The sequence below is a fragment of the Simiduia curdlanivorans genome (assembly GCF_030409605.1).
In the GTDB taxonomy this organism is placed as follows: Bacteria; Pseudomonadota; Gammaproteobacteria; order Pseudomonadales; family Cellvibrionaceae; genus Simiduia; species Simiduia curdlanivorans.
This window is the reverse complement of record NZ_JAUFQG010000006.1, coordinates 245436-265861: the sequence shown is the minus strand read 5'-3', so window position 1 is coordinate 265861 and position 20426 is coordinate 245436. Positions and strand designations below refer to the sequence as shown.

The 20426-nt window shown below is 50.5% G+C and carries 17 protein-coding genes; 8 read left to right on the top strand and 9 right to left on the bottom strand.

Features of this window, described 5'->3' with window-relative positions; all coding sequences use genetic code 11:
- The first annotated feature begins 309 nt into the window (after positions 1–309).
- The 3 genes from QWY82_RS15070 (at position 310) to QWY82_RS15060 (ending at position 2830) form a co-directional block, all read left to right on the top strand.
- Entirely contained in the window at positions 310–852 is a 543-nt protein-coding gene (locus QWY82_RS15070; protein ID WP_290264016.1) for a flavodoxin, read from the top strand.
- Positions 853–998: 146 nt separating this feature from the next.
- Positions 999–2357, top strand: a complete 1359-nt coding sequence (locus QWY82_RS15065) for an Ada metal-binding domain-containing protein (protein ID WP_290264014.1) — start codon at positions 999–1001, stop codon at positions 2355–2357.
- Complete coding sequence (locus QWY82_RS15060) at positions 2354–2830, top strand: methylated-DNA--[protein]-cysteine S-methyltransferase (RefSeq protein WP_290264012.1); 477 nt, start codon at positions 2354–2356, stop codon at positions 2828–2830. The genes QWY82_RS15065 and QWY82_RS15060 overlap by 4 nt, the downstream gene beginning before the upstream one ends.
- Before the next feature lie 5 nt (positions 2831–2835).
- Here QWY82_RS15060 and cmoB read toward each other — a convergent pair whose 3' ends face one another.
- Both cmoB and cmoA read right to left on the bottom strand, forming a co-directional pair.
- Complete coding sequence (gene cmoB, locus QWY82_RS15055; RefSeq protein ID WP_290264009.1) at positions 2836–3813, bottom strand: tRNA 5-methoxyuridine(34)/uridine 5-oxyacetic acid(34) synthase CmoB; 978 nt, start codon at positions 3811–3813, stop codon at positions 2836–2838.
- The gene (gene cmoA / locus QWY82_RS15050; protein WP_290264008.1) at positions 3810–4544 is read right to left on the bottom strand and encodes a carboxy-S-adenosyl-L-methionine synthase CmoA; all 735 of its coding nucleotides are present in this window, start codon (positions 4542–4544) and stop codon (positions 3810–3812) included. Before cmoA ends, cmoB begins: the two co-directional genes overlap by 4 nt.
- Before the next feature lie 151 nt (positions 4545–4695).
- Here cmoA and QWY82_RS15045 point away from each other — a divergent pair, with 151 nt between their 5' ends.
- The 4 genes from QWY82_RS15045 to QWY82_RS15030 all read left to right on the top strand — a co-directional run bounded on the left by QWY82_RS15045 (position 4696) and on the right by QWY82_RS15030 (position 8579).
- On the top strand, positions 4696–6309 hold the full coding sequence (locus QWY82_RS15045; protein WP_290264006.1) for a response regulator: 1614 nt from the start codon (positions 4696–4698) through the stop codon (positions 6307–6309).
- Between the two features lie 6 nt (positions 6310–6315).
- The gene (locus QWY82_RS15040; RefSeq protein ID WP_290264005.1) at positions 6316–7017 is read left to right on the top strand and encodes a sensor histidine kinase; all 702 of its coding nucleotides are present in this window, start codon (positions 6316–6318) and stop codon (positions 7015–7017) included.
- An 84-nt stretch (positions 7018–7101) separates the two neighbouring features.
- Positions 7102–7911, top strand: a complete 810-nt coding sequence (locus QWY82_RS15035) for a 3-hydroxybutyrate dehydrogenase (protein ID WP_290264003.1) — start codon at positions 7102–7104, stop codon at positions 7909–7911.
- Positions 7908–8579, top strand: coding sequence for a response regulator (locus QWY82_RS15030; protein ID WP_290264001.1), 672 nt, complete (start codon positions 7908–7910; stop codon positions 8577–8579). Before QWY82_RS15035 ends, QWY82_RS15030 begins: the two co-directional genes overlap by 4 nt.
- Here the strand turns inward: QWY82_RS15030 and QWY82_RS15025 are convergent.
- The 3 genes from QWY82_RS15025 to QWY82_RS15015 are packed head-to-tail and all read right to left on the bottom strand — an operon-like array spanning position 8576 to position 15380.
- Positions 8576–11998, bottom strand: coding sequence for a hybrid sensor histidine kinase/response regulator (locus QWY82_RS15025; RefSeq protein ID WP_290263999.1), 3423 nt, complete (start codon positions 11996–11998; stop codon positions 8576–8578). The two genes, QWY82_RS15030 and QWY82_RS15025, sit on opposite strands and share 4 nt — an antisense overlap.
- A gap of 28 nt (positions 11999–12026) precedes the next feature.
- A complete protein-coding gene (locus tag QWY82_RS15020; RefSeq protein ID WP_290263997.1) occupies positions 12027–14069 on the bottom strand; it encodes a 3-hydroxybutyrate oligomer hydrolase family protein in 2043 nt (680 codons plus the stop codon).
- 9 nt (positions 14070–14078) lie between these two features.
- Positions 14079–15380 (bottom strand): GntP family permease, encoded by a 1302-nt coding sequence (locus tag QWY82_RS15015; RefSeq protein WP_290263996.1) that lies wholly within the window; start codon positions 15378–15380, stop codon positions 14079–14081.
- 227 nt (positions 15381–15607) lie between these two features.
- Here QWY82_RS15015 and QWY82_RS15010 point away from each other — a divergent pair, with 227 nt between their 5' ends.
- Entirely contained in the window at positions 15608–17803 is a 2196-nt protein-coding gene (locus QWY82_RS15010; RefSeq protein ID WP_290263994.1) for a TonB-dependent receptor, read from the top strand.
- 98 nt (positions 17804–17901) lie between these two features.
- Here QWY82_RS15010 and QWY82_RS15005 read toward each other — a convergent pair whose 3' ends face one another.
- The 4 genes from QWY82_RS15005 to QWY82_RS14990 all read right to left on the bottom strand — a co-directional run bounded on the left by QWY82_RS15005 (position 17902) and on the right by QWY82_RS14990 (position 20364).
- Entirely contained in the window at positions 17902–18405 is a 504-nt protein-coding gene (locus tag QWY82_RS15005) for an outer membrane beta-barrel protein (RefSeq protein WP_290265711.1), read from the bottom strand.
- Between the two features lie 100 nt (positions 18406–18505).
- Positions 18506–18793 carry a YebG family protein gene (locus QWY82_RS15000; RefSeq protein ID WP_290263992.1) on the bottom strand — a complete coding sequence of 96 codons (288 nt, stop codon included), beginning with the start codon at positions 18791–18793 and terminating at the stop codon, positions 18506–18508.
- Positions 18794–18871: 78 nt separating this feature from the next.
- Positions 18872–19528, bottom strand: coding sequence for an RluA family pseudouridine synthase (locus QWY82_RS14995; protein ID WP_290263990.1), 657 nt, complete (start codon positions 19526–19528; stop codon positions 18872–18874).
- Positions 19525–20364: a 23S rRNA (adenine(2030)-N(6))-methyltransferase RlmJ gene (locus QWY82_RS14990; RefSeq protein WP_290263988.1), complete on the bottom strand. Its 840-nt coding sequence runs from the start codon at positions 20362–20364 to the stop codon at positions 19525–19527. Before QWY82_RS14990 ends, QWY82_RS14995 begins: the two co-directional genes overlap by 4 nt.
- Positions 20365–20426 lie beyond the last annotated feature (62 nt).

The window sequence follows — 20426 nt, the reverse complement described above, 5'->3', positions numbered from 1 at the left end:
GAGTCAGCCGAATTGCTGATTGGCGCTTAATCTTTGAGCGGAACTAGGTATAATGCGCGGCCGCGGAAAGTCGGTTTTAGGTGTGTATGCCCCTAGGTTGGCGCGGTTTGCTCTGTAGCTTAAGGGTCAATAGGTAGAGGTAGTTGTGAGATTAGCAGTAGGTTGGGTGATTCGAAATCACCGCATTGTGGCGCGCGGTAGGCTGGTTGCGCGGCTCGATGTTCAAGGTTACCGCGATGGCGGCTATTGGTTTTAATCAGCGATAAAAATGGGCACTAAACGCCTAACGTCGGTAAATTGAGGTTTTTTGTGGCACAGATTGGTTTGTTTTTTGGCAGCGACGAAGGCAATACGGAAGCTGTTGCCTATCGCATTCAAGCGCGGTTTGGTGCAGACCGCCTAGATGTGCACGATGTGGCCGACGTGACGGTGCTCGATTTCGAAGACTATGACGTAATTATGCTCGGTATTTCCACTTGGGACTTTGGTCAAATCCAGTCGGATTGGGAAGATTTCTGGGGCGATATTTCAGCGGTAGACTTTACCGGTAAGACAGTGGCGCTATTTGGTCTCGGTGATCAGTTCGGCTATGGCGACTTCTTTCTCGATGCCATGGGTATGTTGCACGACGTCGTTGTGGAAAATGGTGCCAACATCGTCGGCCACTGGCCTACCACTGGGTATGATTTCGACGCTTCTAAAGCCCTGGTGCCAGGGCAGGCGAAATTTGTGGGTTTGGCCATCGATCAAGACCAGCAAGAGAATCTCACGTGTGAGCGTTTGAACCGTTGGTGCCAGCAAGTTCATACCGCCCTTGGTTTTGACGGTGCGCTAAGCCCGCTGGACGACTGACGCCCACGCGAGGCCGGCTTACCCAACACCGGCTTCTACCCAGCCTCAAATTCCGCTGTTTTTGGTCAGTTCCGATTCTGGCTAGTACTCGGCCGCCTATGGGTTAAGATTGCAGCTTCTTTACATAGCACTGCACAGGTCATTTCATGTCGGTTATGCCCCTGACGCCACAACAATGCCAAGCCGCACGGCTCGCCCGCGACGGCCGCTTTGACGGCGTTTTTTATACCGCGGTGCTAACCACCGGCATTTACTGCCGGCCTATTTGCCCAGCCCGGCCGCCGAAAGAGGCCAATGTTCGTTATTTCCCCTCGGCCGCCGCCTGCGCTCAGCAAGGTTATCGGCCTTGTTTGCGCTGCAAGCCGGACGCAGCACCGGCGCCGGCGTCGAGCGCGACCTTAACCACGGCCATGGGGCAGCTAAATGCCGGTGCGTCTGTTGTACAAGTGGCCCAGCAATTAGCGATTTCGGATCGCTATTTACGCAAGCTGTTTGTCACTGAGCTTGGCGTTGCGCCTAAACAGTACCAGCTGTATCAGCGCTGTTTGCTGGCGAAACAACTGTTGCATCAAACCGCCTTGCCGATCACGCAAATTGCCTTTGCCAGCGGCTTTGAGAGTGTGCGGCGTTTTAACGATTGTTTTGCCCAGCAACTAAAGCTGACGCCGTCTGCTGTGCGCGCGCAAGATTCAGGTCAAACGGCCGCAAAAAACCAGCCAAGTTTGACGTTAAATTTGAGTTATAGGCCGCCCTACAATTGGCCCTGGGTGTGCGACTTTTTACGCGCCAGAGCGATCGTTGGATTAGAAACTGTGAGCGCTGAACACTACGGGCGGCAATTTTATCTCGGTGCAGAAAAAGTGTCCTTTGTGGCACTGCATCAGACCGAGCAGTGTCAGTTTCAGGTGACAATTCAGTTGAGCAATTGGCGTTTGTTAATTGCAGCCGTAGATAAAATTCGCAGGATGTTAGACTTAAACGCCAACAGCTTTTTTATCGATCAAGCGCTTGCCAGCGCAGCGCCGACTATTGTACTAAACGCAGGTCTGCGCATTCCCCAGTTCCCGAGTTGTTTCGAAGCGGGTGTGCGGGCGGTGTTAGGGCAGCAGGTCTCTGTTGCGGCCGCGCGAAATTTAGTGGCGCAGGTGGTGGCTAACTTGGGCGAGCGCGATGGCGAGCTGCATTGGTTTCCATTGCCCGAACGTTTAGCCGAACACAGCTTGGATTTTCTAAAAATGCCGGGGCAGCGGCGCGATACGTTGCGCCGGCTGGCGCAGTTTTGTGTTGAGCAGCCCAGCGCCAATGCGCGCGACTGGTTGGCGCTTAAGGGGATTGGCCCTTGGACAGTGGATTATGCCTGTATGCGTGGCCAAGGCGACACGGATATTTGGTTGAGTGGTGACCTAGGTGTGAAACATAGCTTGGCTAAGCTCGGCGCTGTTAACGACAGCCTAGCCCAACCTTGGCGAAGTTATCTAACGGTGCAAATGTGGAGTCAATTATGAAAAATGAATCGCCCTTAGCGTATAACCATTTGGCCACACCCATTGGTAATTTATGGGTTGGTGCGCAGGATGACGGGGTTGCTGAAATCGTTTTTCGCGACGGCGCAAGCGAAGCGGTTAACTCGCCCCTATTGTGCGAGGCAATCGATCAGCTGCAGGGATATTTTGCCGGTAAGCTAACACAATTTCATTTTCCAATGGCACCCGTGGGTACAGATTTTCAACGCGCCGTGTGGCGTGCGTTACTCGATGTTCAATACGCTGACACCTGCAGTTACAGCGATATTGCCAGTGCTATTAAGAATCCGAAGGCGGTGCGTGCCGTGGGTGCGGCAAATGGCCGCAACCCCATCGCCATTGTGGTGCCTTGCCATCGCGTTATCGGCGCCAACGGTAGCCTGACCGGTTACAACGGCGGTTTGCACCGTAAACAGTGGCTGCTGGCGCACGAAGCAAACATTCGCAGGGGATAATCGAATTAGGGCGCTTCGGCAATAAAGGTGGCGCGAATGGGCGCTGGGTGACCCTCGGCGGTTTTGGTTTTATCCACGGGATCTAAAAAATCATTGAGTGAATGGTAGAGCATCCAATCGGTGGTGCGTTGCTCGGCTAACGATGTGATGTTCATTTCCACCAGCCGTGGATTTTTAAAGCCGCATTTTGTTAACCAAGACAGCATGGTGGGCGCGCTGGGTAAAAACCATACGTTGTTCATTTTGGCATAGCGGCCCTCGGGCACTAACACCTCGCCCAGTTTGCCTTCAATCACTAGCGTTTCCAACACCAGCTGACCGCCGGGGCGCAAGGTTTCTTTAAGTTCGCGCAGATGGTCCATCGGTGAGCGGCGATGGTAAAAAACGCCCATGGAGAAGGTGGTGTCGAAACAGCCTAGGTTGGCGGGAAGATGTTCAATACCAATGGGCAGTACGTCTACCGGCGCGTCGCCAATAAATTTTTTCAGACTGTAAAATTGCATGACAAATCGCGGTGATGGATCTATGCCGATAACCCGTCGCGCGCCGGCACCGTACATGCGCCAACAGTGGTAGCCATTGCCGCAACCTACATCCAATACATGTCGGCCAGTTAAGTCGTCGATAAACGGTTTAACTCTGTCCCACTTCCAATCGGAGCGCCACTCGGTATTGATGTGCGTGCCAAAGACTGAAAAAGGACCTTTGCGCCAGGGAATTAATTCTCTTAGTGCTTGGGTTATGCGATCTTTTTCCGTTTGAGCAATATCGGCGTCGATCAAAAATTCACTATCAAATACTGTTGTCTTAGCTTTTAGGTTTGGCAATTTTAAAAAGCTATCGCGCCACTGGGCCAGATCGCCAAAGCGCGTTTCCGATAGGCCTTCGGTTATGTCAGTGGGTAATTTTTTTGCCCAGTGTTCGAACCGAGTATCGCTCGCTAGAAAGCTGAGCAGAGGTTGGTATAGATCTAGATAATTCATGCTTTTATGGCAATCAAGGAGGCGAAATTAAAACACTGAAACCAAACATCACTGCTGCCGAAACCGGCGCGCTTTAAGCGGTTTCGGTGCACTTCCAAGGTTTCTGGAATCAGTACATTTTCCAAAGCGGTGCGTTTCTGGGCAATTTCGAGGTCGCTATAGCCATTGGCTCGCTTAAAATTGTGGTGCAGCTCAATCATTAAATCCTGGTGGGGCGTGTCGTTAAAGGCGACTTTTTCTGACAGTATGAGTACGCCGCCGGGCAGCAGGGCTCGATAAATTTTCGCCAGTATCTGTTCGCGTTCGGCTAGGTCGATAAATTGCAGGGTGAAGTTCAATACCACCACTGAGGCGGGTTCGAGTTGCAGCTCTTGCAGGTTGCCACAGAGCAGGCTAACCGGCACCTCGCCGCTATCGGCCTGTACCACCAGCTGACAGCGCTCGATCATGGCTGGCGAGTTGTCGATGGCAACGATGCGACAGTTGGCGCTGCGAATGCGGTGCCGCATAGCCAAGGTGGCGGCACCAAGAGAGCAGCCCAAGTCATAGCAGGTGGAGTCTGCCTGAGCGTAGCGTTCAGCTAGGTCGCCGATCATGCTAATGATGGTGGTGTAGCCCGGCACCGAGCGCTTAATCATATCGGGAAATACGTTCACTACGCCCTGATCGAAGCGAAAGCTGGCTAAATCTTGAAGCGGATTAGCATACAAATCATCTTTGGGTTGGGTCATCGCGAACTACAGCCGTAAAAACCGCCAATTCTAGCGGCCTAGGGCTACACAGGCAATAAAACTGAACTAAGCTTTAGCGATTAAAATCCCCATTACTATAAAGGCGAGGAGCAAGGCGCTGGTTAACTACAAATCAATTAAAGTGCTGGTTGTGGACGACTTCGATAGCTTTCGTATGGCGGTTAGCCGAATGCTGCTCGATTTTGGTTGCAAGCAGGTGGATACCGTTGTCAACGGTGCCGAGGCAATGAGACTGTGCGTGGAGACAGACTACGATCTGATTCTGTGCGATTTCAATTTGGGCAAAGGTCGCAATGGCTTGCAGGTTTTAGAGGAATTGCGCTTTAAGCAATTATTGCGGCGCAGCAATCTCTTTTTGCTGGTGAGTGCTGAGTCCAGCCGCAATATCGTGCTAGCGGCATCCGACTACGAGCCCGACGGTTATTTGACCAAGCCTTTTACTGCTAAAACCTTGCGCCAGCGCTTAGACCGGCTGCTACATCAGCGCCAAACCATGAAGCCTATTTTTCGCGCTATTGAAGATAATTATATCGACCGGGCCATTGTACTGTGCTTGGTGCAACTCGATGAAGGTAGCCGCTACACAACCCTATGCCAAAAAATGCTCGGCGCTTTGTATTTGAAAACCGAGCAATACGATTTAGCCGAGGCCGTATACCGACAGGTTTTGGAAGTGCGGGAGATGGATTGGGCGCAGGTGGGCATGGCGCAAATCAAAAAGGCGCAGGGCGACTTGGATACAGCGGTTGAATGGTTAACGCAAATTGTGCAACAGCACCCGCTTTGTATGTTGGCCTACGACGAACTTGCCGACTGCCATCAGCGCCAGAATAAGGATGATCTAAGACAATCGGTGTTGGAACACGCCGTTGCAGTATCACCCGTGGCACTCTTGCGTCAACAGGCCTTAGCGGAAGTTGCGGTTAACAACAACGATAAAGTTATCGCCGCACAAACCTATAGAAAAGTAATCAAACTTTCCGAAAACTCTGTGCATGATAAGGTCGAAAATCATTTGGCCTTTAGCCGCGCGGCGGCAGCGGTATTTAGCGAAGACGAAAGTGTCGGCCGCGATGTGTTGCGCGATGCCTTAGCTGTGGTCGATCAAATGGAACACAAATTTGGCAAAGACGACACTCGGCATTTGCAATTGCAACTTATCGAGGCGCAACTACAGATAAAGCAGGGCAATAAAAAGCGTGCAACGGAATTGTTCCTGGCGTCCAGCCAGGAAATGGATGCTGCCGGCTTGCGCGATATCGACACCGAGCTAGATCGCGTGCTTACCATGCAGGCACTCGAGCAGTTTGACAAGGCCAGGGATAGCTTAAAAGGATTAATTGTCGCCTTTAAAGATGACGAGGCGGCGCTGCGTAAAATAGATCGTTTATTAGATGAGCCTGTGAGTGAAGAAAGCCGGCAGCAGGTGGCGAAAATCAACAAAGAAGGCATTCGCCTGTATGAACAGAAAGCCTATTTAAAGGCGATTGAATGCTTCCAGCGCGCCAAGCGATTATTTCCCATGCATTTGGGGGTTCAATTAAATTTAGTGCAGGCGTTGGTTGGGCAGATGAACACCGGCGACGATTCCGATGAGTGGATGAATGTTGCCCTTGTCTGTTTAAAAGGCGTCGAGTCATCCATTAATGCAACTCATGCCCAATTTCAACGCTATCGCCAGTTACAGGATATGGTGCGTCAGGTGGAGCTAGACCGTAAAACCAAGAAATTGAAAAAGAGTTAAACACTTATGAATAACAAGCAAGATCGAGATGATAAGGTTGTGGATTTTTCCTTGGTGTTGGCCTCTAGCGTACACGATATGAAAAACTCCTTGGGCATGTTATTAAATTCACTCGAAGAAACCATGCAGGAAATGCCCGCCAAAACCCCCGCCCAGCAACAACGCTTTGCGACCTTGCAATACGAAGCCTCACGTATTAATGGCGAATTGATTCAGTTGTTATCGCTGTATCGCATGGATCATCAGGCGATGCCCATTATGGTGGAGGAAAATTACGTGCGCGATATGCTCGATGAACAATTGGCGCGCAACGATGCTTTGTTTGTTAGTCGTAGGCTCAATGTCGATTACCAGTGTAGCGATGATTTAATGTGGTACTTTGACACTGAACTCGTGGGTGGTGTGATCCATAATGTACTGGTCAACTGCGCTCGTTATACGCGCAGTCAGTTGCAAGTAGTGGCCTATGAAGATAATGGCCTGCATATCAAAATTTCCGATGATGGCGGCGGTTACCCTAAGCTGATGTTGGATCAACCGGTTAATATGAAAAACCGTGTTTCCTTTGAATCTGGTAGTACGAATTTGGGCTTATATTTTGCGCAAACCGTTGCCGCTTTACATAAAACTAAACTCGCTTGTGGGTCAATTTCACTCTCAAATGGCGGTGACCTCGGCGGTGGCGAATTTCATCTTTATTTGCCCTAATGTGGCTGTCATGCGACTAAGGTACTAGTGCCAGCGGTTACTTGACTTGCTAACCTTGCTTTTTTCACAGTGATAAGGTTTCCCATGCAGTCAGCCCAAATATCTTCTTTGCCATTATCTGGAAAGTCCGCCCTTGTTACTGGCAGTACGTCCGGTATCGGCTTGGCCTGTGCCCAAACCTTGGCGGCTAAAGGCGCGAGCCTTGTTATTCACGGGCTGGTGAGCGACGAGGAGGGCAACCAACTAGCTGCGAACTTGGCGGCTAAATTTAATGTGGATTGTTATTTTGTCGCGGGTAATCTCGCTGACGAAGAGGCTGTTATTGCGCTTGTGACTCGGGCTCAGGCTCTATTGGGGCGGTTGGATATCCTAGTGAATAATGCCGGCATTCAATTCACCGCTCGGGTTGAAAATTTCCCGATTGATAGATGGCGTCAAGTGATAGAGGTTAATCTAACGGCTTGTTTTACCGCCATTAAGGCGGCCTTGCCCTTTATGCAAAGCGCAAAATTTGGCCGCATTATAAATATCGCCTCTGTTCACGGCTTGGTGGCGTCTAAGGAAAAGTCCGCTTATGTGGCCGCTAAACATGGGCTGGTTGGTTTAACCAAAGTTGTGGCGCTAGAAAACGCCGAGCAAGGCATTACCTGTAATGCCATTTGCCCTGGTTGGGTGGATACGGCTATCGTCGCCAAGCAAATTGAGGCAAAAGCCAAGATGCAGGGCATCAGTGACGAGCAGGCGCGTCGCGAGCTGGTAGCCGAAAAACAACCTATGTCCCACATGACCTCCGTTCAAGCGATTGCTGACCTGGTGGCCTTTTTAGCTAGCGATAGTGCGGCCACCATGACCGGTTCGGCGATTCCAATGGATGGTGGCTGGACCGCGCAATGACAGTTATGATGTCGTTATCCAATACCTTACCCGGTAACGCTATGCCATTACTGTTACTTGCCGACGATCACCCTTTATTTCGCGCAGCGCTAAAGCAGACTTTGGTGCAATCAAACCTCGTGATTGATGCCGAGTGCGTTGAGTGTGAGAGTCTTTCCGCAGTACAAAAGTTGTTGGAAGAGGGGCTTGAGCCGGATTTAATTTTGTTGGATTTGCATATGCCCGGCACCTTGGGTTTTGCCGGCTTAGCCAGTTTGCGTGGTTGTTTTCCTGAGACACCCGTCGCGATTGTGTCCGGTGATGACAGTATGGCTCGAGTGACTCGAGCCGAGCAACTTGGAGCATCTGGCTTTATTTCAAAATCTTTGGCGCCGGCCGAACTTGCCTTGGCTATTAGCCGTTTGTTGGCGGGGGATTTGTGGTTCGATAAGGTTGCGGCACAAGACTCGCCTGAGGTGGATGAAGTGGCCGAGCGTATCGCCAATTTGACACCGCATCAATTTCGCGTTTTTTCCATGCTCTGCGAAGGCATGTTAAATAAACAAATTGCCTTCGAGTTGGAAATCGCCGAGCCCACAGTTAAATCTCATGTCACCGCCATTATGCGAAAGCTCGGTGTGCGCAAGCGCACGGAAGTTATATTGCTGGCGCAGAAGTTGGCCAATTAAAATTTGCCGCTCTGTTTTAATAGCCGGTTCATCAGGGCGCGCAAGGCGGGAATTTTCACGGGTTTTTTCAAAAAGTAGTAGCCCAGCTTAGTTGCCTCCGCTTTCACTTTGTCGTCATAGTCTGCGGATATGATGATCGTTGGGATCTTCCTTTCAAGTCGCTTGTGAATGCTTGCCGCTGTGTCAATGCCGCGCTCGTCATTGTTTAGGTGATAGTCTGCGAGAATCAAGTCTGGCGCCTGTGCTATTGCAGACTCTATCGCCTGCGCGTTGTTAGATACTTCTATTACCTCACAGCCCCAAGGCTTTAGTAGTGCACCCATGGCCGCGAGTATGGCCGGTTCATTGTCTAGACATAGCACCCGGATATTGTTGAAAAGGCGCTGTTGTTTAGTGTGCGAGCTAGGGGTAATCACTTTCGTCGGCTGCGACGTAATAGGTAGAGTTAGAGTGAAGCAGCTGCCTTTACCGGGATGTGATGTCAGTGCGATGGTAATATTGAGTAGCCGGCATAGGCGCTCTACCGTTGCCAAACCTAGGCCTAAACCACCGTCGTTTTGGTCGGGGTTTATGCGCTTGAACTCCACAAAAATAGATTGCTGATGTTCGGGCGCAATGCCAGCACCGGTATCCCAAACTTGGACGTTTAATTGGTTAGCTATTTTTCGTGCGCTAATTAAAATGCGGCCTTTATCGGTATAGCGAATCGCGTTTGACAACAGGTTCTGTAATATCCGCCTGAGTAATTTGAAGTCGGTTAACACCGCGTCATTGCGGTAGCGGCTGTTGAGTGCCAAGCCCTTGAGGGTAGCTTGTAGCTGAAAGTCCTGTTGTAGACTTTGCAGTAGCTCGCCAATTTTAAAGGCCTCTGGGTTTGGCGTTATAGCCCCGGCATCGAGTTTGGCGATGGCGAGTAACTCGCTAATAATATTGTCTGCGGCATGCAAAGATGCATCTAACTGCATCAGTGTCTTTTGGATATTTTGCGGTAGGGCTGGCTCGGCCGAGGCCTGTTGTAATAGGGCATTGGTAAACAGTTTTGCGGCATTGAGTGGCTGAACTAAATCGTGACCGGCTGCGGCTAAGAAACGTGTTTTACTGGAGTTGGCTATTTCAAGGCGCTGATTAGACTCTTGCAATTCAGCGGTGCGGGTATTTACCCGCTGTTCTAAGAGGTTACGATGTTCTTGTAAATCCTCCAGGTTTTTTTGGTAATCGGTGATATCGGTAAAGGTGGTGACAAAGCCGCCGCCGGGCATTGGGCTGCCACGCAGTTCGAGCACGCGCTTGTTGTGCGTTCTTTTAACCACATAAGGGCTGCCTTCGGCCATATACTGCAGGCGTTTTTCGACGAAGGCTTCGACATCGGATGTTTCGGTAGCTTCTAAATTGATCGCATTGTGGCGCAGTAGGTCGGCAACATGTCGGCCAACGTGAACCAGGTTGGTTGGGTAGTCGAAAATTTCGAGGTAGGGCCGGTTCCACGCCACTAAGCGTAAATTTTTATCGACAACGCTAATGCCCTGGCTAATGTTATCAATGCTGGCCTGTAGCAGTTCCCGGGAAAAATGGTAAATTTCCGATGTTTCGTCCAGCAAGGGCGCCGGCTCTGAACTGGAAGCGTGTTCAATAACATGGCGCGCCGACACCGAGCCAATAACGCCGGCTAATAGGGTTTCGACAAATTCAATATAGTCGGGCTCCGCTTGGGATTGCGGAAATTGATGTTCACTGTATTGCCTAAGTGCTAACCGGGCTTGTTCAACACCAAGAAACCGGCTGGCCAGTGCTTGCAGTTGATGCACAGGCAAACTTTTACTTTCAACTGTTGGCGGCGCCGGGTCTTGGTGGCGAATTCGAATAACCACAAATACCGTCAGGATGTTGGCTATTAAACTCCACAATACGCCGTGACTAATGCTCGATAAGCCCTCAAGGCCGAATAGTGCCGTGGGCCTTAACCATTCAATGCCGGCAAATCCCTGGTCGACAAAGGTAAGGCTTATCCAGCCGGCGCGCGCCAGCATAGGCAGTAAAAGTGTGTAACACCAAAACAGAAAGCCGACGCCTATGCCGCTAATGACAGCGGTAACATCGCGGTGGGATTGGTGCAGTGTGAGCCACAGGGCCGGTGCAAATTGTGCGACCAGTGCGAAGGATAGTAGACCTATAGCGCCGAGAGCATTGTTATTGGCGAATAAATGGTAGTAGCCATAGGCGAAGCCCATGATCATTAAAATAATAATGCGTCGCACTGTGCGCAATTGTGTGCTCACATCCAGTTGCGGGTGTTGCTTTAGCCAGCGACTGTTGAGTAGGTGCGGCACAACAAGCTCGTTACTGATCATGGTCGCCATGGCAACGCAGGCGACTATCACCATGCTCGAGCCCGCCGACAGCCCGCCTAGGTAGGCGAGTAGGGCAAGATCAGTGCGGCCGTTCGCCAAGGGCAGGCGCAGGACAAAATGTTCGGCGCTGATATCAAGGTGGTGAAAACTTAGTAGTCCGCCATAGGCGATGGGTAAAATACAAATGCCAAAAAGGATCAGGTAGACGGGCAGTACCCAGCGCACGGTATCGAGGTCTTTAGAGGATTCGCTTTCGACAATGAGCACATGAAATTGCCGCGGCAAACATAAGATGGCGATAAAACCCAACACCGTGGCGGCAAGGAAGCCTTGATCGGCATCGTGACTTTGTAGAATTTGCGCGACGGCATCATTGCGCGCTGCTTGTAGTGCGATGTCATTAAAACCATCGAACAGCGTGTAGGTCACAAACCAAGCGATAGCCACAAAAGCCGTAATTTTTATCATGGCTTCGAAGGCGATGGCGAGCATGAGGCCGTTGTGGTGCTCGCGCGCGTCTAAGTGGCGGGTGCCAAAGGCGATGGAGAATAGGCCGAGAATAAGCGCAATATAAAAAGCCGTGTCCTGAATCAGCGGTTGATCGAGTAAATAATGGGAGTGTACGAGGTTGTCGGTGAGTACATGAAAACTTTCGGTAATCGCTTTGAGCTGGAGCGCAATATAGGGAATCAATAAGATGAGGCAGATGACGGCGACAATCACCGCAAGTGGTCGCGACCGATTAAAGTGCATGGCCAGGTAATCGGCAATTGAGGTTGCGTTGCCTTGCTTTGCCGAGTCAATTAATTTTTTTAACGGCTTAGCAAAAAAAATGAGCAGTATGATGGAGCCGAGAAAGGTGGGCGGAAAATACCAGCCGTTATAAGCCGCCTGTGCCGTGGTTCCGTAGAAGCTCCAGGCGCTGCAGTAAATCGTGGTCGCCAGCGCGATGATGTAGGGCTTGAATTTTTGAACCGTGCGCTCGGCCAGTCGATCCCCCCACCAAGCGATGGCGAAGAGTATCAACAAATAGGCTAAGGAAATTAGAAGCAGTTCTAGATAACTGAGCATCGCTTGTCGGTTTTATGAGTAGCCGAATCTATTCGGAAATTGTCACACCGGACTTATCGATTGTTATGGCGCGGTGTGACCTGAGACCGTTAAGGCTAGCACCATTTAATGCAATGTCGGGCTGCTTAGCAAGGCTTTGGTTCATATCGTCTAAAGGCTCGGTCAGGATACGCTGGCTGGGCGGCAGCGGCTTGGCGCTGTTGAGGTGCGCGAGCATGATATCGAGCGCCTGCTCGAAGAAACCATGTAAGGGCGTGTAGTAAGTGCGCAGTGGGGGATAGTTGAGAAATGCGTCAAAGTGTTGGCCTCTGTCTACCTCTATGTAACGCAACTGGCTCTTGTTGCCCTCGGCGTGATAATTCAAATCCAGATAGGCGCGGCTGTGCTGACTCGGGTCAATTAAATTATCTGAGCCGCCTTGCACAATTAACGCAGGCTTGCCGTGCAAATCGCCCGAGAAAGCGAGTTGGTTCACCTGTGCGTCAAAATCTGGGGAGTTAATAGCCTGTTTCAAGCAAAGCATGTTTGTTAAGCCGTAGTCTAACTGGCCTGCTTGGTTTTTTGAAAAGTACAGGCTTCTAGGGCCTTCTTGTGATTGATCGTTAATGATGTGCAAGCCGCTGGTCGGAATAATGCCGCTGCTACTCGCAAATAGATGATTTCGAACTGCCTCGGGGGTGGCAATGGGCTGGCCTGTTTGATCGACAAAGGCGTAGCTGAGTTGGCAAAGGTGATCTTCTACCGAGCTGCCTAAGTAGCTGTTAGTGTAATTGACGGCAATGCTTTCCCATAAGCCAATGGCGCTGGAGGTCATCAGCAAGGTGTGGGCTTCGGGTGCTAATCCCACTTGTTGCATTTTCACCAGCGCTGCCTGGGCGAGTGCCTGTTGATCCTCGCCTTGAATGAGCCCGAGGTTTTTGAGCTGCTCACAGCGGTTGGCAAAGTGGCCGGTAAAGTAGGGCAGTTGCATCGCACTCAGTGGTGAGTCGACGGTTTCTGCAAGACTGGCGCAGGCGCCATAGAGGGCGTATTCGATTGCTCTGTGCGGCAGCGAGCGTGTAGTTTTGGTTGCGCCGTTAAGTCGATAGGAAAAGTTACTGGGCAGAAATACATTGGGTTCGGATACCACGATAGCGTCTAGCCAACCGTCTTGATCTAGTTCCGCTGCCTGTAAAACGGCTGCGCCACCATTCGAAATAGCGGCGCCAAGGGTCAATGTGTTTGCTCGAGTGAAATAGCCAGCCTGTTGTTTGTCTCGATGGTATTGATTCAGAACATAAAAGCCCAATTGCGCCGCTTGCAGGGTAAATTGACCCCATTCCTGTTCGATTTTTTTACCGCTGTGAGCGTGTTTGGTGGCGATCCTATGCGGGTACTGGTCGATAAGTGCGTCGAGTTTACTAGACCCTTTGGCGTGGAAGTGGCTGTCTATGGCAGAGCCAGTTTTTACTTGCCCGGTTGTCGATTGAGCGAGGTTTTCCGTCAGCCAGTGGAAGCCTGTGCCGGTTCCCTTGTCGGTGCTTGCCACGGCGCAGCCTTGGTGTAGCGCCCATGCGCCGACGACACCAACGGCGCCGTAAATACCTCTCGAGCCGGATGAAGCCGTCACCACCAAACAAGGATTTTTCCCATCGAAATGTGTCGGGACTTGCACCATTAACATGGCGGCAATGCTGTGATCGCTGTAGCGCACGGGTAACAAATATTCGCTCCCGGCCACTAAGTTATCGGTTTGCATTGCCTGTGCGTAGGCCTGGCCGTAGCCATCTTGCTCTGCCAGCGCTAGCAGCGATTGATAGTTTTGGTGATAGGCGCCGCGTCTGAGTTCCGAAGCGGTCGGGTTAGCGCTGTCTTCGGCTGGTGCGAGTTTGGTACGCAATTGATTTAAGGTTAAGCCGGCACTGACTAGATCGTCGTTAATGCCATCGACTTGAAGTTCACTTATCTGATCGATGGCAAAACTTGGCTTTTTTGCTTCTAAGGGTAGATCTATTTCTTTCTTTGCATTATCGGTGCAGGCCGCTAGCGCAACGGCCAGGCTAAGTAAACTGATAGAGATCATCGGTTGCATGGTGGCACCTTAAAAAACGATAAAAAGAAACAGCGCAAGCACAGTGCCTAGCAGCGGCACGGCAACGGTGAGGGCGGCCATAGGCGCATATGCGGCTTTATGAGTTTCGCCACAGATGGCGCGAATGGTAGTAACCACGTAGCCATTGTGCGGCAGGGAATCCAGTGCGCCAGAGGAAATAGCGACCACCCTGTGCAGCGCATCGGGATCGACGCCGGCGTCCAAATAATGCGGCGCAAGTTCAGGCAGCGCAATAGATTGGCCGCCAGAGGCAGATCCGGTCATGGCGGCGATCACGGTTACGGCGATGGCGGCGCCGATCAACTCGTTTCCGGGTAGGGATGTGATGCTGGCCACGGCGATATCGAAAGCGGGGGAAGCCTTAGCCACCGAGCCGAAGCCCACTACGGCGGCGGTGTTGGCAATGGCTAATAAGGCACCGGTAGTGCCCGCGCTGATGATGGCCTCTAGTCCGTCTATCTTTTTCAGGGCGAAGGCCCAAGTGACTAAGCAACCGGCGAGTAGCGCTAAAATCAACGCGTACTGGGAAAAATATTGATGACAAAAGAAGGTAACGCCCAGCACCGCTAAGATTGGGCTAAAGGATGCCCAGCGCGAGGGCAGTACTTTTTCTTCTAGGCTTGGGTCGTCGCTGCGGCGGTGAAAAACTTCGCCGTTGGCTTTTGCTCGTCGCATCATGGCGTTTAGCCAAACGAAGCCTAAACTGGCCATAAAAATGGCCACAATTAAACTGACTTGCCAACCCGCGTAAGGCGAAGTGCCAAGGTATTTAATGGGAATCCAGTTTTGAATTTCTGGGCTGCCGGCCGAGGTCATGGTGAAGGTTACCGAGCCAAAGGCCATGACTGCCGGAATAAAGCGGCGCGGTAAGTCCGCTTGGCGAAACAGACTCACCGCCATTGGGTAGGCCGAGAAAGCCACTACAAAAACACTGACGCCACCATAGGTGAGTAGGGCGCAGGCGAGTACCACCGCGGCCGTAGCGTGTTTCATGCCGAGTCGACCAACGATATCCGATGCGATGCGATCGGCAGCGCCACTGGCTTCCATGAGTTTGCCGAACAAACTGCCGAGCAGGAACATAAAAAACCAAGAGCTAATAAAATCGGTGAAACCACCCATATAGGCGTTGATAAAGTCAGATTCACCCTCGCTCGGCAACAGTGGCAAGCCTGCGCACAGGGCGACGATAATAGCGGTAAGTGGCGCTGCAATAAGTAAATTCATACCTCGAATGGTGAGGTAAATGAGTAAGCTCAGGGCAAACAACAAACCCAATAAGCTGAACATAGGCAATTCCACCTTTAAATGTGTGCTTTATTAACATTATTTTGAAGATCGAGCCATTATCGGGGTTACACCACCAAGTGAAAGTAGACCAAGGTATGGTGCAGCGTCATACCTTGGTCGTGCAGTCAAATGGGTAATTGCTGGGTAGACTGTTATCGAAACATTGGCTAGCCCTTTGTTTTAGAGCATTGCGTGAGTCCATAAAAATAGATAAACAGGTAAATCACATGTCCAGTCATAAATTCCATGTCCGCCCTCTTGCGTTAACTATCGCAGTTGCCGGTGGTTTTCTAAATACGAACGTTTCTGCAGAAGAATTTGCTCTAGAGGAAATCGTTGTGACCGCGCAGAAGCGCGCAGAATCTATTCAAGATGTGCCGGTTGCTGTTACGGCTATTAGTGAAGATCAGCTGATGCAAAATGGCATCAGTGACTTAACAGATATTCAAAAGTTGTCTCCTAACACGACGCTTCAGCAGAGCCGCGGTACTAACTCAACGCTGACCGCCTTCATTCGTGGTATTGGTCAGCAAGATCCATTGTGGGGTTTTGAACCCGGTGTGGGAATTTATGTAGATGATGTCTATATCGGTCGCCCGCAGGGCGCAGTAATGGATATTCTCGATGTAGAGCGCGTGGAAGTGTTACGCGGCCCACAGGGTACTCTCTATGGTAAAAATACCATCGGTGGTGCCGTTAAATATGTGACGAAGAAAATGGCCGGTAACGAAGATCGTCTGACCATGAGTGGTGCTTTAGGTAGCTATAATCAACAGGATGTAAAAGTTGCTGGTTCTGCTGAAATTGCGGACGGCGTTTATCTTGGCGGTGCGGTCGCAAGTTTTCAGCGCGACGGTTACGGTGAAAATGTACTAACCGGCAAAGACCAGTACGATAAAGATGTATTGACTGCACGGATTGGCTTAGAAATTGAGCCCACTGATACACTTTGGATTCGCGTAGCTGCTGACCAAACGGTTGATAAGTCATCACCAAAGCATGGCTACCGCATGAATCCCTCTCTAACCGCAGCACCCGTACTTGATAGTGTCTATGACACTGAGTCAAACATGTTGCACGAGAATTTGGTGGAATCTAGCGGTGCCTCACTGACGGCTGAATGGCAAGTGTCTGAAAGCGTAATGTTGAAATCAACCACGGCTTACCGCCAGGGCGATACCGAAACAGCGATTGATTTTGATAGTGTTAACAGTCCTGATTTCGATGTGCCGGCTTATTATAAAGATGATCAAACCACACAAGAGTTTCAGCTCCTATGGGATGGCGAAAACTCTAACCTAGTGGCTGGGTTGTATTATTATTCTGGTCATGCGGAAGGTGCTTTTGATGCAGTGCTTGGCTTTCAATTTGCCGGCGCAGGATTAACGCAACAGGTTGCGGGTTCTGTCGATACCAAAAGTGTTTCGGCCTATGCCCACTATAATTTGCAATTGTCATCTGATTGGAACTTGAGCTTAGGTGGCCGCTACACAGAAGATAAGAAGGACGCCGATGTTTATAAGGCAAACTTCCTTGGGAAATATAGTCCTTTATTTGCGGAAAAGTATAATTCCGGTCAACCGGCAGCTACTTACTTGAATACGCTGACCGATTACGAGAATGACGATACCTGGAGTGAATTTACACCACATGTGGGTATAGACTACACCGTTACTGAAGACACCATGCTTTACGCTACCTACAGTACTGGCTTCAAAAGTGGCGGTTTCGATATGCGCGGTGACGCCAGCACCTTGCCATCAACGGTGGATGGCTTCGATCCGGAAACTGTAAGTTCTTACGAGCTTGGTGTGAAAACTGAAGTGTTCGATAATCGTTTGCGTTTAAATGCCGCAGCTTTCTACGCGGATTACAATGATATGCAGGTAACCGTACAAGAGTTTAATACTACCGGTGGTTTCTCAAGTGCAGTATTGAACGCGGGAAAAGCGAAGATTCAAGGTTTTGAGCTAGAAGGCTCTTTCGCCATGACACAAAACCTACGTGCCAACTTAACCTTGGGCATTATCGATACTGAGTTCGTAGAATTCATTACCGCAGGTGTAGACGTTGCAGATGACGTTGATATGCAGAACACGCCAGACACTACAGCAATGTTTCAGCTGAATTATGATTACCCGCTCGCTAGCGGTGCTCGGTTTGTGATTAACCCAACGCTTGCTTACCGTTCTGATACCCAAATTTTCGAAACGCCCAGCGTAATCGATCAAGAAGCCTACACATTGCTTGATATCAGCGCGACGTTTTACAGTGCTGATGACAAATGGCAGGTGGGCTTAGTGGGTAAAAACTTAACCGACGAAGAGTACCGCATTGCTGGCTATAATTTTGGCGGCGCGTTCGTGACCGGCTTCTACGGGGCGCCAGCGACTGTTGCTGTAGTAGCGAATTACAGCTTTTAAAGAATCTGGGCTGTAGGTTATTCAGCCCATTTGTTTGTCCCTTAGTTACTCTCTCTAGTACAATTGATGGCCCGCTTTGCGGGCCTTTTTTTATCTTATTAAAAACCGAAATTAACGCCAAGTGAATAGTAAGTTGCACCGCTATCAAGTGCTGTTGCTTCCAGTTCTATATTAGTTGCAGGGTTTTCGCTTGCTCGATAGCCAATACCCGCGCCCCAAGTAAGTCTTTTGCCTTCCGAATTAATATCGTCTGCGAGCCCGGCTTTGCCCTTAACATATACTTTACCGCCGGAGCGAAAAACACCGTAGGCACTCAGGGATTCAATTTGATAATTAAAATCACCATTGACGCTATTCACTTTCTTGGAGTCATATTCTCCGTCGCGAATGGAGGTAGTGTATTGTCCCTCTAAAGCCCATTTTTCTGAAAAGTTGTAGCCGATATTTACTGCGGCGTTGATGGGGTCTTTCGTGGAGTTTTCTAGCACTACCGTTCCCGTTGAAATCCCCAAGTAGTAGTTGGAGGCTTTGTCTTCAGCCATAGTTGTTGAACTGCAAACACTGATAGCAAGCGCGGTGAAAGTTCGTAATAATATTTTCAATTCCTTTTTAGGCGATTCCAAAAGTAGTGTAAATAAAAAAACGCCCCTAAGGGCGCTCTCAGTGATTCTACTGTGTGGGGATACGGGTGGCAATAATGCGCTAACTCGCCTCAGACAGCGGTGTGATATTGCTGTCAGCTTCCTCTACCGGTAAATCCTTTACCTTTTTTAATGCTGTCATTAAATCTTGGCGATTTTCAATCAAGCGCTCGGCTATGGCTTCAATGGCCGCCTCCGTTAAACCGGTTTCTTCGGCGCTGATGAGGTCGACAATGGTGTAAACGCAATCGAGCCTTTGGTCGTGGGCGTCCGCCAATTTCTTGTCCATATACTCTCCTGCCTGTTCGCCATTGCGCTTGATCACACGATAAACAATTTCGATAGCCATGTTGGTGTTTTCTCCATGGTGGGTGGTGTGCCACACCTTACGCTATTTCGCTGTACAAATAAACAGTATTTTATTGATTTAAAAATCTTCTGGGCAAGAAAAGGTGTGTATTTCGTTGTTCACCGGGTGGCTGAAGGTTAATTGGTTGGCGTGTAGTAGCAGTCGGTTATTCGTGTTCGTTGGGGCTTGATCATGACCGTAAAAAGTGTCGCCAATAATGGGGTGACCTAGATCGCACAAATGTACCCGTAGTTGGTGGGTTCTGCCGGTGAGCGGGTAGAGTTCAAGTTTGCTGTTCGGTCCTTGATGCGCCTGTAGCCGGTACTCGGTTTGTGCTGGTTTGCCGGTGTAATAACACACCTTTTGCAAGGGCGGCTGCTCGGTGTTGGCCGCCAGCGGTTTATCGATTAGCCCTTGTTCTGGCGTTATATGCCCCGCGACTACGGCGATATAGCGCTTTTTCACTTGCCGATTTTGCCACTGGATTTTGAGGTGGCGCTCGGCCGCCTTTGTTCTTGCCAGTACCAGAATACCGGAGGTGTCGCAGTCGAGCCGGTGCACTAGGTACAGTTCGCCATAGGCCGCTTGGCATCTCGACAGTAGGCAATCTTTGGTTTCGGGCGCTATGCCGGGGTTGGACAGCAAGCCGGAAGGCTTGGCGACCACGATAAGATGATCGTCCTGAAACAAGAGTTCAGGCAGGCCCGGTGGTGGAGTGTAGTGAAACTTGATCATTCGCCCACTAGCTCTTCAGCTAGCCAATAGGCTTGGGTATCGCGATAAACCTTGTCGATTAGCCAAGTAAAGTTCTCCTCGAGTTCTTGTTTAAGGCGCCAGGGTGGGTTGATTACGATCATGCCGCTGGCGTTCATGCCGGGTGTTTCGTGGTTTTTACTTAGGCCAAATTCAAAACGTTGGATGCGTTTAATGCCCGAGTTTTTTAGCGCGCGGCTAAGTTCGTTGACTCTGGTGGCGTCGATGACCGGGTACCAAAGTGCGTAAACGCCGGTGGCAAAGCGCTTGTGCAGCTGCTTAAGCTGCGTGACAACCTGCTGATACTCGCTTTTAACCTCATAGGAGGGGTCAATCATCACGAGGCCGCGTTTGGATAATGGCGGCACCAGTGCGAGGCTCTTTTTATAGCCATCTTCGTGGTAACAGGTAGCGCGCCGGTCGTTTTGCAGGCTTTGCTGCAGCAAGGGAAAATCGGTGTTGTGGAGTTCGCACAGGTGTAAGCGGTCTTGTTGGCGTAGGGTTTGGGCGGCAAATAGCGGCGAACCGGGATAGAAAAGCAGCTCGCCGTGGTTCACAGCCTGAACGGCGCGGAGGTAATCACCCAGCAACCCAGGCAGTGCGGGTGCGTGCCAGAGCCTGCCGATACCTTGGTTAAACTCACCGGTTTTTTGGGCCATTTGGCTATCTAGGCGATATTTTCCCGCGCCGGCATGGGTTTCGATGTAATGCACGGCACCGGGTTTTTCACACAAGTGTTCGAGAATGGCGACCAATGTGGTGTGTTTGAGTAAATCGGCAAAATTGCCGGCATGAAAGGCATGTCTGTAGCTAAGCATGATGGCTCGAATTAGAGGCTAGGGCGCTAGTTTACCTTAACCCTTTGCGCTGCAGAACTTTT